The organism is Furfurilactobacillus milii (assembly GCF_009863985.1).
Taxonomy (GTDB): Bacteria; Bacillota; Bacilli; order Lactobacillales; family Lactobacillaceae; genus Furfurilactobacillus; species Furfurilactobacillus milii_A.
Genome location: NZ_WEZT01000001.1, coordinates 96,582 through 111,131, shown reverse-complemented (window position 1 = coordinate 111,131; position 14,550 = coordinate 96,582). Strand labels below are relative to the sequence as shown.

Below are 14,550 nucleotides of genomic sequence, written 5' to 3'. Positions count from 1 at the left end.
AATCACTCCCTATATTGGTTGGAATTAGCTACTACCATTGTAAGTGATTGCTTTGGGCTTTTTAATTTCTGTTCGGATTAATTATAGAATTTGCCATAACGAAAACATTACTCACGATTAATTCGTAAAGGACAAAAAAGATGAAAAGTGTATTGAACTTATTTGTCTCCATTGCGACTCAACCAGCTATTTTAGTTGCCTTGATCGCTATGTTGGGACTGCTCCTACAAAAGAAAAAGGCGACTGAGGTTGTTCAAGGAACGATTAAAACGTTTGCCGGCTTCCTTGTCTTAATCGGTGGTGCTGGGATCTTAAGTAACTCATTAACGCCGTTTGCCAAAATGTTCCAGTTTGCCTTACATGTTCAAGGTGTCGTGCCAAGTAATGAAGCGGTTGTCGCCATTGCATTGGTTAAGTATGGTACGACGACAGCATTAATTATGTTGGTGGGGATGATTGTCAATATCCTACTAGCCCGTTTCACTCGGTTTAAGTATATTTTCTTAACTGGTCAAGCAATGTTATACGTTTCGTGTTTAACGGCAGTTATTTTAATTAGTGCCAAACTTGGTACTGGTTGGCAGACCATTATTCTTGGTGGAATTTTCGAAGGAACATTACTCACTGTGACACCGGCTTTGTGTCAACCATTTATGCGTCAAATCACTGGTGGGGACGAGGTTGCCATGGGTCATACGGGTAACATTGGTTACGCAACTGCTGGTTTGATGGGTAAATGGTTTGGTAATAAGAAAAACAGTACTGAAGACATTGAAATGCCTAAAGGATTGAGTTTCTTACGTGATTCAACCGTATCAATCACATTATTAATGGGAATTGTTTATATTATTTTAGCAATTGTTGCGGGACCTCATTTTGTTGAAACAAAACTCAGTGCTGGTACTAATTACTTGGTTTATGCACTGGTTCAAGCAGGTACTTTTGCCGCTGGGTTCGTCGTTGTTCTTCAAGGTGTTCGCATGATTTTGGCCGAAATTGTACCCGCCTTTCAAGGTATCGCGACAAAACTTGTGCCTAATTCTAAACCTGCTTTGGATGTTCCAATCATTTTTCCATATGCGCCTAACGCTGTGTTAATTGGCTTTTTCACCAGTTTCATCGTCGGCACAATTAGCATGTTTATCATGATTGCTTTGAAAACCACGGTTATTATTCCTGGGGTTGTGGGTCACTTCTTCTGTGGCGCTGCGGCAGCAATTTACGGGAACGCGACGGGTGGCCGTCGTGGTGCGATTATCGGTTCAGCGGTCAACAGTTTATTGATTAGTTGGTTACCACTTCTCATCTTGCCTGTCTTGGGCACGTTAAAACTGGCGGCTTCAACGTTTGCTGACACTGACTACCTAGTTCCTGGTATCTTACTTGGAAACCTTGGAAACTTGGGCACGGTCGCCGTTGTGGCTGGAATACTAGGCTTCTTAGTAATTGTTGTTTTGATTAGTCTGATTTTAAATGGACGCGATAAGGCAAACTCGAAGGCAGAAGCAACAAAATAGTGTTTTTGACCCGGTCAAGTTATTCTACCGGGTCATTTTTGAAAGGAAGATAAAAGAGAAATGACATTTACTGAAAAAGATACCGCTGCCGTTAATGCAATCCGTTTTCTGAGTGTGGACATGATTCAAAAGGCTAACAGTGGACACCCAGGTTTGCCAATCGATGCTGCACCGATGGCCTATGTTTTATGGGAAAAATTGATGAATTTCAATCCCGAAGATCCTAAGTGGCTTAATCGTGACCGCTTTGTATTGAGTGCCGGTCATGGCTCCGCATTGCTTTACAGTTTGCTGCATCTTAATCACTTTGGCTTAACAACTGACGATTTAAAACAATTTCGTCAGTTAGGGTCGCTAACGCCTGGACATCCAGAGGTAACTGAAACACCAGGTATCGATGCGACAACCGGTCCTCTTGGACAGGGATTGGGAATGGCCGTTGGGATGGCCATGGCGGAAAAACATTTGGCAGCCATGGTGAACCGACCAGGATACAACGTGTTTGACCATTACACGTATGCGCTTGTTGGTGATGGTGACCTGATGGAAGGCATCAGTCACGAAGCGATTAACATTGCTGGTGATAAGCGCCTAAATAAGTTGATTGTGCTTTATGATTCAAACGATGTGTCATTAGATGGTCCACTATCGTTAAGTGCTAACGATGAGGTCAGTGCGCGTTTTAAAGCAGCTAAGTGGGACTATGAACGTGTTTTGGATGGCAATAATTTGGATGACATCTACGCTGCAATTAAACAAGCTCAGCAAAACGATCGGCCAACCTTAATCGAAGTCAAAACAATTATTGGTTATGGTACGCCTGAAGCGGGGACGAATAAGGTTCACGGCTCTGCGCTAGGTGAAGAAAATGTTGCCAAGATGCGTGAATTTTATGGCTGGTCTGCTGCTCCGTTTGAGATTAGTGATGACATTTATGATACTTACAGTACAGCCGTGGATGAAAAGCAACGCGGTTACAAGAATTGGCAAAGCATGTTTGCTGACTACCAAACGAAATTTCCAGATGTTGCTAAGAAATATTTGGACAATAAACTGGATTTAGCGAGTGTTTCGCTGGACTATGACACGTATAAGACGCCAACAGCAACTCGGGTGGTTAATGCTGATTTGATGCAACAGATTGCTGCAGAGAATGACAATTTCTGGGGCGGAGCCGCTGATTTGTCTTCATCCAATAAGACAAGTTTGAAAGCTGACGAGGCCTTTACACCATTAACGCCAAAGGGTCGCAATATCTACTTTGGTGTGCGTGAGTTTGGCATGGCGGCAGCAGTTAACGGTATTACGTTGCATGGTGGTACGCGCGTGTTTGGCAGTACGTTCTTCGTCTTTAGCGACTATCTAAAGGCAGCCGTTCGTTTGGCCGCTATCCAGCAAATACCATCAACCTTCATCTTCACGCATGATTCACTGGCTGTAGGTGAAGATGGGCCAACTCATGAACCGATTGAACAGTTAGCCGCTTTGCGAAGTATTCCAAACGTTAATGTGATTCGTCCAGCAGATGCAAACGAAACATTGGGCGCTTGGCAGACTATTGCCCAGACGACTGATCGGCCCAGCGTACTTGTCTTGACGCGACAGGCCACACCACTGCTTGAAGGGGCAGACGCTGACAAAGTGTCAAAGGGTGCGTACGTGATTTCACCCGCCAAGAGTCAAACACCCGATGGCATTTTAATTGCTACTGGTTCAGAAGTGGCTCTAGCGATAGAAGCACAGCAAACATTACGTGATCGCTCATATGATGTGTCCGTTGTTTCGATGCCAAGTATGGATATTTTCAAACAGCAATCGGCCGAGTATCAAGAATCCGTCTTACCTAGAGATGTCCAGCTACGTATATCCATTGAAATGGCGTCTTCGTTTGGATGGGGTGCCTTCACGGGGACTCGCGGCGCCAACGTGAGTGTTGACCGCTTTGGCGCAAGTGGTAAAGGACCAGAAGTTGTTGCTAAGTATGGATTTACAACTGACACGATTATTAAGACTTTTGAACAGTTATGGAAGGCTAACGATAAATAGCTGATTTTTAAGCATACCTTGGTCTATTGACCGGTTTTAAGAATACAGGACTGTGAAAGATTAAAAATGGAACTGCTAATTGATTACCTAATGAGGGTAGTGGTTAGCAGTTTTTTTTATTGAATGGCGATTCGCCAAAAAAAGAAAATTTTCTTGTTGCGTTGAAGTGCAGATGAAGGTCTAAGCTTTCAAACATTGCATAACAACAGGAGGACAACATGGCAACAAAGAAAAGATTTGATTGGATACTATTAGTTATTTTGATGAGTTATTTTATGATCTTGCTCGATAATTCAATTATTTTTACGGGAACTGTTAAAATTGCTCAAGATTTACAGTTAAATCAGCAAACTTTATCTTGGGTCAGTAGCGCCTACTCGTTAACGTTTGGTGGATTTTTGCTACTTGACGGTCGGGCAGGGGATTTGTTTGGCCGGCGACGTGTATTTCAAATTGGTCTGGTTATCTTTGGAATAGGTTCGCTACTAGTTGGATTATCAGTTAATGCACCGATGATTATCGCATCCAGAGCCTTTCAAGGAATTGGCTCGGCCATTCTTGCACCGACGACCTTGGCTATTTTGATGGATACTTATGAAGGCCCTGCACGTGTACGTGCCATTGCATATTATGGTGCTATGGCCGGAATTGGTGCGAGTGTTAGCTTAGTTATTGGCGGTGTGTTTGCAAGCCTGCTGACATGGCGTGTTGGTTTTTTCATCAACGTGCCTATCAGTATGTGGATGTACTACTTATCTGTTCGTCATTTGCAAAAGGATGGTGGCCGATCTGGAAAGCTGGATTGGATTGGCACATTAAGTTCTTTATTTGGAATGAGCGCATTGGTGTACAGCATTGTTGGTACTTGGGGAAAGCTATCTGCGCTCATACTAGCAATTGTGCTGCTGGCAATTTTCGCTTACCAAGAATATCGAACAAGCCAGCCGATTATGCCGTTACGGTTGTTTAAGAATCGTGAACGTATTGGCGCTTACTTAGGACGTTTCTTATATTTGGGCTCCATGCTTGGCTTTTGGTTTATTACACCGCAACTGATGCAAAGACAATTAGGTTTTAGTGCGTTAATGGCCGGTGTCGCTTTCTTTCCATTGACGATTGTTAACTTTATTGTGGCGTTACAAGTGGCACGTTTGACGGCGAAGTTTGGTAATGGGCGTTTACTAACGATCGGCATCGCCTTACCAATGCTGGTAATTGATATTGGACAAGGGCTTTCGCTCAGTCCGTTTACTGCTGCGGGTGTGGCACACACTGATGTAAGGGACGCTGGTGCGGCGTCCGGTGTTGTCAACGTGATGCATCAAATTGGTGGGTCTGTCGGATTGTCAATTTTGGTTAGCGTTCAAGGTCTGTTTAAAAATCAGGTAATAGGATTTCACTATGCTATTTTAATTGGCGCAGGTTTATTGCTGATTTCGTTATTGGCAGCGATTTTCTTGATTTTGCCAGAAAAGCAAAAATAAGTGTTGCCTTCAAGCTACTGTAAGGTTGTAAAGTAAAAATTGTTACACGTGGAACAGGAGGTAAATTAAATGGCAAACGTACTTATTATCGGCGCTACCGGTTCAATTGGTCAGGTGACACGTCAATATTTCTTGGAACACACAGACGATCAATTAACGTTAATGGCACGGAATGTCGGCCGATTAGGCAAACTGAATGACCAACGGGAACGAGCAATTCAGGGAAATGTGACTGACACTCAAATCTTGAACGATGCACTTCAAAATCAGGATGTTGTATTCGCTGCTTTAAGTGGCAATCTGCCAGAAATGGCAACGGCAATTGTGTCAGCGATGGATCGTGCCAATGTTGGCCGCTTATTATTCATTACGTCGATGGGAATCTACAATGAGATCCCAGCTAGCGTCAGCGCAGACGGTAACCTTGAACATAATCCGATGTTGCAAACATATCGGGATGCTGCCGATATTATTGAGGCATCTGATCTGAACTATACGGTGATTCGCCCGGGATGGTTTGATAATGGGGACAATACAGACTATCAAGTGACGAAGAAAGGCGAACCGTTTGGCGGTCATGATGTTTCACGTGAAAGCATCGCTGACTTAGTGGTGCATCTCGTGCATGATCCTGCGTATGGGTCACGTGATAGCCTCGGTATTAACAGAAAATAATTGGAGGACATTAGTAATGAAAACAGCAGTCTTTGTAGAACCAGGTAAAGTTGAAGCACAAGAATTACCTAAGCCAGAGATTAAACAGCCAACGGATGCTATTTTGAAAATCGTCCGAGCCTGTGTTTGTGGTTCCGATTTATGGTGGTATCGTGGTATTTCTGACCGACCAAAGAATACGCCAGTCGGTCATGAAGCTATTGGTATCGTAGAATCAGTTGGTAGCGAGGTGACTGACGTCAAACCTGGTGACGTTGTCATCGCACCGTTCACACATGGTTGTGGTCACTGTGCAGCTTGTTTAGCTGGCTTTGATGGTGATTGTTTGAATCCAAGTGACGATGAAGTGGTCGGCTATCAGGGTGAATATTTACGGTTTAAGAATGCTAACTGGGCGCTGATTAAGGTGCCTGGACAGCCATCAGATTATACAGACGACCAATTGAACGATCTGTTGACACTGGCCGACGTTATGGCCACAGGCTATCACGCTGCGGCGTCTGCTGAGGTTAAGAAGGATGATACCGTCGTTGTCATGGGTGACGGTGCGGTTGGTCTATGTGGTGTCATTGCTGCTAAGTTGCGAGGTGCCAAACGGATTATTGCGATGAGTCGTCATGAAGATCGTCAGAAATTGGCCAAGGCGTTTGGTGCAACAGATATCGTTGCAGAGCGTGGGGATGATGCAGTGAAGGCCGTGATATCCCTGACAGATGGGGCCGGCGCCGATGCCGTTTTAGAATGTGTCGGAACAGAACAATCCGTTGACACAGCAGTTAAAGTTGCCCGTCCAGGAGCCGTTGTTGGTCGTGTTGGTGTGCCTCAAAAAGCGGATATGAACACCAATAACCTATTCTGGAAAAACATTGGTCTCCGTGGTGGGATCGCTTCAGTGACGACTGATGACCGGAACATTCTCTTGGATGCAGTGTTGAAGGGTGATATTCATCCGGGTAAGGTGTTTACCAAGCGGTTTGATTTAGATCATATTGCGGATGCATATGTTGCAATGGATAAACGTGAAGCTATCAAGTCATTACTCATAGTGAGTCAATAATTTACATTATGAATATTTCCTAATAAAATCGGCGAGTTCTCTAATAAACGAAGAACTCACCGTTTTTATTTGATATGCTTATGTAAGCGGTTTCTAAAACACTTAACTGAGGGGATTTTTACATGTCATTTAAGAAGAAATTTGCACTTATTCTAGGCACTATAACAGCTTTAGGCACGTTTGGTATTGCCAACGTAGCTAGTGAGTCAGCGCAAGCGGCCAGCAATAAAACAGTTACGATTTACCTGACACGTCATGGTGAAACGACGGCGAACGTTATGCTGCGTGTACAAGGTTGGAGTAACTTCCCGTTGACGAGCAATGGGGTGAAGGTTGCGGATAACCTCGGTCGTGGTTTGAAGAATACCAAATTTAAGTCTGCCTACACTGGAGATTTGACGCGTCAGGAAGTTACGGCACAAGAAGTGTTGAAGTACTCGGGCAACAAGCACGTTTCCGTTAACCAAAATAAGGATTTGCGCGAAGGTGGTTACGGTAGTTTTGAAGGTGACAGTATTGCCGCTGACAATAACAAGATTGCCGGCGTTTACGGATACAAGAGCGGTGACGAATTTATGCAGAAAACGGGTAAAGATTACTGGAATAAACTGCAGAATGCATATCACAAGCTCGACACCCAAAACAGTCAGGATACCAAGTTGGTAAAGGCTGACCGTGCCGAAAGCGCTAAAGAGGTTCAGCAACGAATGACGACAGAACTGAACCATATCGCTAAGACTACCTCGAAAGATGGCGGTGGTAACGTGCTGGTTGTTAGTTCAGGGATGTCGATTAATGAATACTTGTCCACGATGAGTAAAAAGTATGATGGCAAACCATTGAAGAATGCAGCTGTTACTAAACTGGTCTATAAAAATGGTAAGCTTCAAGTATCTGGCCCCATTGGCACACTTAGCTATGTTAACAAAGGGGCTAAGGCCAGCAAGTAATCAGCACATAATGAAATTAATTTAGAAACCGCGAAAAGCTCTGCACAGGCTGCCAAACATGGTGGGCCTGCGCAGAGCTTTTTTGAGAACACTATTTTTGAAGTGCATTGGGAGTGAGCACATCTAACTCCGTCAGCCATTGAACGCTATCTTCATCTGCGTCTGCAGGGATGGTGTATTTGAGCGGTTGAAAAACCGTGGCAACGGCCTGCCAGTTGAGACTATTTTCAGTCAGAAAACTACTGCGTAATTGTTCGATTTGCTGGTCGGATACACGACTGAGCTGTTGTTGATTGCCTTGGAACATTAACAGAAAGCTATTAACGGTTAATTGAGTGCTGAGCGCCGTTTGCCAATCGTTCGTGGACATTTGGTTGTCTGTAAGGAGTTGGTCCTTCAATGGCACGGCAGGCACCTCTTTAACCAAGAAACGTTGCAGGTGTGACCATTCATGATTAATGATTGCATAGAATTGCCATGGCACCTGAATAGCGAAGACTTTCAACGTGTTGACCGTAATGGTAGCCAAGTTCCAAACCTGATTTTTTTCATGTTGTGCCTGCTCAATCCAGGTGCGCAGGAAGTGTTCTGTTGTCTGTTCAACCAACTGAGTCTGATTGTGTTGAGTCAAGTGCCAACGAACAAGCAAAAAATCGACTAAGTCGGTTTCGTTGATCGTGTGCTGACCTTTATTACTGATTCGTTGACGTAAATTGCGGAGTTGTTTTTGCCGACTGCTGCCGGCGTATTTTCCTTGTTTAACCATATTTCGAGTAGTCCTTTTGTTAGATTTTAGAATTTTTTTCAAACTGACGCACAATGGCCAAGTCGACGGGGTCAATGTTGATCGTATTTAGGGACTGACTGGGCACAAACTGGATTTCATCCATTTCGTCACCTTTGTGAAAAATAAAGGGCGTTGGTTGTGGAACGTCACCGGCAAAAACAGCGCGATTTCTGTTTTCATTTTTGTCTTCATCGGAGATGGTAGCTATCCCACATAGCGTTAAGTGTTGTGCGATTTGGTGTGTCTCCTCACGTAATTCGCGAATAGCCGTTTGTAAAACTGGTTCAGTTGGCGCGTCCTTAGGTTCACGCTTGCCAGCCGGAATTTCCCACTGTTTGCGCCAATTGTTAAAACCAATGAGGTATCGTCTCTGATGTTGACAGATGACAAACGCACTGGAAAACAGGTTGTCCGGATATTGTGATGGATCAGTTATCTTTGTGTAGTCCTTTAAAATCATTAGCCCATTATCTTTCGAGTCGGAGGTTTTAAAACTATCGTACAAGTGTGTTGCCGAGGATGGAAGTGATTAACTATAAAAAATGGGTTTAAGTTTAGCATTGACGAATGCATCAGTCTGATATATGATAATTTCACGAATTACATATCAAACTGATATATGGAGGTATCACGATGTACGAATTATTTGTTTTGGGACAACTCACAGATAAAACGATGACGGGATATCGACTACGTACAGTCCTACAACGAATTGTTGGCAATCGACGGAAAATTAGTTTTGGCATGATCTACCCATTATTGGATCGACTGGAGGCTAGGGGATTTATTACATTAACAGATAGTCAGGATGACGCTAATCGTGGCAAAAAGGATGCCACACTGACGGAGCAAGGGCGTGAGCGATTTGAAGAGCTCATGACGGATCCAGTTCCATTGAATCAAAACACTGATTTTACGTATGAAGTTAAATTTCGTAATTTTCATCAGATTGAAACGGACTTGCAACTCAGTATTTTGAACGATTTTGAACATTACTTAGAGAATAAAATTAAGGACACTGTTGAAGCCAAAGCATACATGAAGCAGACAAATATTGAACCTGATGATTTTAAAGATGCTGTTCGATTGATGGCACTAACTAAGGTTCAAGCAACGGCGGCACTGGAATGGACAAGGGCGACAATTGAGGAGGTACAGAATGAAAACAAAGACTAATGCCAATGGCGCTCGCCGTTGGCTCAGTTTAGCAACGCTGTGTGTGGCGGTATTTATGTCACTGTTGGATGTGACGATCGTTAACGTGGCGCTACCAACAATCCAAAAAAGCTTTAATGAGTCGTTTGGTGACGTTCAATGGATCATCAATGCGTATACACTGGCATACGCTGTTGTCTTATTGGTTGCTTCCAAACTCGGCGATATTTTTGGACGCAAACGAATCTTCTTTATTGAATTAACAATCTTCACGTTAGGATCACTGGCCTCAGCACTATCAACAACGGGGTTACAGCTTAACTTATTCAGAACGATTCAAGGAATTGGTGGCGCAGGCATTATGGGGCTGTCGATGACGATTGTGGCATCTACTTTTGTCGGTCGTGATCGCGGACTGGCGTTTGGTATTTGGAGTTCCGTAATTGGGGTCGCCACCGCTATGGGGCCGTTACTTGGCGGGTACTTAATTCAGCTATTCAATTGGCGTGCTATTTTTATGATCAATGTGCCTATTGGTGTTATCGCATTGTTAGGTGCTATCTACTTTGTTGATGAAAGCTACGGTAATCGACAGGGTTCAATTGACTGGATTGGCATGCTGATAAGTATTGCAATGGTGTTTAGTCTTGTATTCGGCCTGGTTCAAAAAAAGACTCATTCAGCATGGCATTGGTCAAACTTGCACGTTGCCGGTTATTTGATTGCGGGAATTGTGTTACTAATTGGCTTTGTTTTGCTGGAACGTCACCTTAAGAGTCCGATGATTGACTTGACCATTTTTAAATCAATTTCGTTCGATGGCACCATTATTGCTGCTTTCTGTTTGGGTGCCGGGTTATATGCTTTCTTCACGTATCTGACGATTTGGATGCCGGATTACCTTGGATATTCTGCTATGCAAACGGGGGTTAGGCAATTAGCAATCAGTATTTTTAGCATGATTTTGGGTCCTATTGCGGGTATGTTATCCGGTCGTTGGCAAAAACGTTGGATGATCAGTGGTGGGCTGTTATTAATTGGCTGTGGCTTTTTGGTTATTTATCATGCTGTTAGCCTCAATGTTATGTATATCGACTTTGTGGCCGGTTTTGCCCTTTTAGGCATCGGCAATGCAATTGTGAACCCACCGTTGTCCTCGGCAGCGATGGATAGTGTAAAAATGAGTCAGGTTGGTATGGCAAGTGGGGTGATGAATGTCTTTCGACAATTAGGGATCAGTTTTGGAGTGGTTATTTATGGTTTACGTTTGAGCCATATTTATGACCCCACAGTTGCGACAAACATAAAGGCAATTAGTCAGTTACCACAACAAGCAGTGACGGGAATAACGAAAGGCCTTCACCAAGCGGGACCAATGGCCGGCCATACTGTTGTTGAAAGCGCAAAGAGATTCACCGAACATTATGCAAACGGTCCGGAAGTTCTACGACAAATGAACAAAGCAGTGTTCAGCGCGTTTAATCAAGGGTACAAAGGCGTTCTTATGACGGCTATTACCCTAGTTGTTGTGGGTGCGGTTGCCGCAGGATTTATGATTAAGGAACCACATCATGCACAAAAATAGTGCTGTGACATTTCCCGGGAAATACATTTTGCATTGCTTCAGATTAAAATCTATTGACATTTCTCATCAATTATTTAAAATAGCTAACAATAGATTAAACGAGTTATGAAGCAGAGGAGTAACAAGCAAAATGTGTTTGAAGCGAGCCCTAGATGATGAGAATGGGTGACACAATACTTGTGAAAGTAACCTGTGAGCTTTTGAATTTTAAATTGAAATTCAGTGGGGTGGTGCCCATTATCGTCACCAAACTCTAGCCGGTTGATGGCTGCAGTTTATGAGATTATGCTGGTGACAGTGTAACGATGCAAGGTGGTACCGCGTTCGCGCCCTTGGCAACAGAGATGTTGCAGGGGCGCTTTTTTTATTTAGAGTGATGCCGAAGCTCGGGAGAAGTCGAGCAATAACGTGAGGTCGATGACGTGCAAGCGTAGTTTGCTTGTGGGTCATCGACTTCGGGTTATGCGCAGACTTCTGAGCGTCAGGTGCACGTTTATAAAATGTTGAGTGTGACCAACCCTTTTTCAGGAGTTGGGAGCACGTTATAGCTATGTAAAAGTATCCATTCCAAAAGCACAAGTTCTCACCCCAAAGTACCAATCACAGAAAGCGAGGTTGACCATATGGATCAACGAGAAAAACATTTAACAAGACGTGATTACTACGTCTTAGGATCACTATTATTCGGTTTATTCTTTGGTGCCGGCAATTTAATTTTTCCGATTCACTTGGGTCAACTAGCCGGTAAAGGATGGATTACAGCCACGATTGGCTTTCTACTCTCTGCAATTTTATTGCCATTGCTGGCGATTATTGCCATCAGTGTGACACGTAGCGATAGCATGTATGATCTTGCTAGGCCAGTGAGTAGACGATTCGCATCTTTTTTCCTGTTAACAACTCATGCTAGTTTGGGACTGTTGATTGCCTCACCCCGGACGGCGACGGTTACGTTTGAAATCGGTGTGGTGCCATTTATTCCAAAAGGGACTGAAACAATTAGTTTAGCCATCTTTTCGTTTTTATTCTTCTTAGCAACGTTCCTTTTAGCCAGTAATCAGCAGAAAATTACGCTCTATGTTGGCAAACTGCTCAATCCATTATTTCTGCTATTGTTAACTTTCATCTTCTTCTGGGCGTTAGTCATCAAGGGTGATTTAACACATGTGCCATTTGTTGGGGTGGCAAACTCAATTGGTGGTCTGACAAACGGATTCTTACAAGGCTATAACACCATGGATGCGCTGGCTGGACTTGGTTTTGGTGTCACAATTGTGAATGCGCTCAAGTATATGGGTGTTCACAATGAAGGCGACCAGTCACGGGCTATCGCCAAAATTGGGCTCTTTTCGATGTCACTGGAAACTATTATTTATACCTTCTTGATTATGTTGGGGGCCGTTAGCCTTCGCTACACATCAATGAGTGCTAACGGTGGGCTAGCCTTTGGTCAGATTATGGAACATTATACCGGGCTAATTGGGACGGCCTTATTAGCCGCACTGACATTGCTAGCCTGCCTGACCACCGCCATCGGGCTCATCACATCACTGGCGCAAGATCTCAGTCGTCGTTTTCCGCGTGTTCAGTACCGAACGTTTTTGCTGGGGACGACGGTGGGAGCCTTTCTGATTGCCAATATCGGCTTAACACAGATTATTGCCTTCTCAACGCCATTATTAATGTTGTTGTATCCATTGGCGATTAGTCTGATTGTGCTGGGAATCTTGCAGCCGCTGATTCATCAGAATGTCACAATTTATCGGACGACGATTTATCTAGTCCTAATTCCGGCAATCTTTGATTTTATTCACGCTTTGCCACCAGTGTTTGCCAAATTGACGGTGGTTAAAGCCTGCAATCATTTTGCCCAACAGTTCTTTCCCTTGTTCAAAGATGGCCTGGATTTCTTACCGTTTATGCTTATCGGTTTAATTGTCGGTCTGGGATTAGTCGCCTTGCAACGAGAGCCAAAGCAAAATTCGGTTAAATAGTGTTGCACTTACAGTGAATTAACGAAGCGAACTTTACTGTCTGACGAGAGTTAGGACGAAGTTCGCTTTTTATTGCCAATTTAGGTGAACGGTGTTATCCTAAAATCAAAATTCAAAGGAAATGATAGATGTGGCAGATTTGAGGACAACGGATACACGTCAGCGAATTGTTGAGTATGCTGTTAAGTTTGTCGGTGAGAACGACTTTCACCTGCTATCTTTACGGACGGCGGCTAAGACCGTTGGTATTGCGCCATCGGCAGTGTATAAGCATTTCAAATCAAAAGATGATTTGTTGGATGCAGCCTTACAAGAGGTCTCACGTCAGTTTGAAACCGAAGCTATTCAAAGTGTGGCGCAACTTAATCCCAAGGAACACAGGGAGATTATTGCAAAACTAGGGAAAATGATTGTGTCTTGGGCAGGTACAAGACCGCATGCAGTGGCGTTTCTTTTCTTTAGTCCTAGGGCACTGGCCGAGTATCGGCAGCAGAATTTTTTCACTAATACTGAGGAACCCTTTTTACGTTATATGAGTCAGGAAGTCGCAGGGTTAAAACAGGACTATCATCTGACCGAAGAGAGTGACTTGTTGTTTACCAAACTGTGGTCTTTCATCTTTGGCTACGCACAACTCATCGTTAACGGTGCACTAATTTACGATGAGGCTGTTGTGGACAGTATGATTGATGATATTGTGAAAAACGGGGGCGTTAACGATGCAAAGTAAAACAACAGTTGTTTATTGCCATCCGTATGATAAAAGCTTTAATCATCAGGTGTTGATGGCGGTTCAAGAAAAGTTAGATCAGTTAGGTGAAGTGTATGACGTTATTGACCTGTATAAAGATCAATTTGATCCACGTTATTCTGTAGCCGAACTGGCCAAATTTAAAGATGGTGACACCACGGATCCACTAGTCACTAAATATCAAACGGTGTTGCGGAGTAGTACGAATCTTATTATCATTACGCCGATTTGGTGGAACGACCTCCCGGGTATGTTGAAAGGTTTCTTTGATAAAGTTATGAAGCCTCAGTTTGCTTACGTCAACACTCCTCGAGGCGTTAAGGGTCGGATGACGAATATCAAACGGGCCGATGTTTTAACGACGTCTACGTCACCAACCTGGTATTTGAAGTTGTTTTCCGGGAACGCAATTAAGCGTGTTTTTATGGGAGCAACGCTTAAACAGCTGGGCATCAAGCAGCGGCATTGGACCAATTGTGGTGGCATTACGAACAGCCATTTTAGTCAACGACAAGCGTTTTTAAAACAGATTGTGAATCAAATTTGAGG

13 protein-coding genes are annotated in these 14,550 nt (G+C 43.7%); 11 read left to right on the top strand and 2 right to left on the bottom strand.

Annotated features, from left to right (window positions below; genetic code table 11):
- Positions 1-140: 140 nt before the first annotated feature.
- The 6 genes from ulaA (at position 141) to GB992_RS00500 (ending at position 7,729) form a co-directional block, all read left to right on the top strand.
- Positions 141-1,517: a PTS ascorbate transporter subunit IIC gene (gene ulaA / locus GB992_RS00525; protein ID WP_017261379.1), complete on the top strand. Its 1,377-nt coding sequence runs from the start codon at positions 141-143 to the stop codon at positions 1,515-1,517.
- Between the two features lie 60 nt (positions 1,518-1,577).
- The gene (gene tkt / locus GB992_RS00520; RefSeq protein WP_161000768.1) at positions 1,578-3,563 is read left to right on the top strand and encodes a transketolase; all 1,986 of its coding nucleotides are present in this window, start codon (positions 1,578-1,580) and stop codon (positions 3,561-3,563) included.
- A gap of 218 nt (positions 3,564-3,781) precedes the next feature.
- Positions 3,782-5,047: an MFS transporter gene (locus GB992_RS00515; RefSeq protein WP_161000767.1), complete on the top strand. Its 1,266-nt coding sequence runs from the start codon at positions 3,782-3,784 to the stop codon at positions 5,045-5,047.
- 69 nt (positions 5,048-5,116) lie between these two features.
- A complete protein-coding gene (locus GB992_RS00510; RefSeq protein WP_161000766.1) occupies positions 5,117-5,722 on the top strand; it encodes an NAD(P)H-binding protein in 606 nt (201 codons plus the stop codon).
- 16 nt (positions 5,723-5,738) lie between these two features.
- A complete protein-coding gene (locus GB992_RS00505) occupies positions 5,739-6,779 on the top strand; it encodes a zinc-dependent alcohol dehydrogenase family protein (RefSeq protein WP_161000765.1) in 1,041 nt (346 codons plus the stop codon).
- Between the two features lie 122 nt (positions 6,780-6,901).
- Positions 6,902-7,729, top strand: a complete 828-nt coding sequence (locus GB992_RS00500; RefSeq protein ID WP_161000764.1) for a histidine phosphatase family protein — start codon at positions 6,902-6,904, stop codon at positions 7,727-7,729.
- A 91-nt stretch (positions 7,730-7,820) separates the two neighbouring features.
- Here the strand turns inward: GB992_RS00500 and GB992_RS00495 are convergent, their stop codons facing one another.
- Positions 7,821-8,495, bottom strand: coding sequence for a hypothetical protein (locus tag GB992_RS00495; RefSeq protein ID WP_161000763.1), 675 nt, complete (start codon positions 8,493-8,495; stop codon positions 7,821-7,823).
- Positions 8,496-8,514: 19 nt separating this feature from the next.
- The gene (locus tag GB992_RS00490; protein ID WP_161000762.1) at positions 8,515-8,976 is read right to left on the bottom strand and encodes an NUDIX hydrolase; all 462 of its coding nucleotides are present in this window, start codon (positions 8,974-8,976) and stop codon (positions 8,515-8,517) included.
- Between the two features lie 173 nt (positions 8,977-9,149).
- Between GB992_RS00490 and GB992_RS00485 the strand changes: the two genes are divergently transcribed.
- From GB992_RS00485 to GB992_RS00465, 5 genes are all read left to right on the top strand, one after another.
- Positions 9,150-9,692: a PadR family transcriptional regulator gene (locus GB992_RS00485; protein WP_161000761.1), complete on the top strand. Its 543-nt coding sequence runs from the start codon at positions 9,150-9,152 to the stop codon at positions 9,690-9,692.
- The gene (locus GB992_RS00480; RefSeq protein ID WP_161000760.1) at positions 9,676-11,256 is read left to right on the top strand and encodes an MFS transporter; all 1,581 of its coding nucleotides are present in this window, start codon (positions 9,676-9,678) and stop codon (positions 11,254-11,256) included. The genes GB992_RS00485 and GB992_RS00480 overlap by 17 nt, the downstream gene beginning before the upstream one ends.
- Before the next feature lie 623 nt (positions 11,257-11,879).
- Positions 11,880-13,250 carry a branched-chain amino acid transport system II carrier protein gene (gene brnQ / locus GB992_RS00475; RefSeq protein ID WP_161000759.1) on the top strand — a complete coding sequence of 457 codons (1,371 nt, stop codon included), beginning with the start codon at positions 11,880-11,882 and terminating at the stop codon, positions 13,248-13,250.
- 130 nt (positions 13,251-13,380) lie between these two features.
- Positions 13,381-13,980: a TetR/AcrR family transcriptional regulator gene (locus GB992_RS00470; protein ID WP_161000758.1), complete on the top strand. Its 600-nt coding sequence runs from the start codon at positions 13,381-13,383 to the stop codon at positions 13,978-13,980.
- Complete coding sequence (locus GB992_RS00465; RefSeq protein ID WP_161000757.1) at positions 13,970-14,548, top strand: NAD(P)H-dependent oxidoreductase; 579 nt, start codon at positions 13,970-13,972, stop codon at positions 14,546-14,548. The genes GB992_RS00470 and GB992_RS00465 overlap by 11 nt, the downstream gene beginning before the upstream one ends.
- Positions 14,549-14,550: the final 2 nt, after the last annotated feature.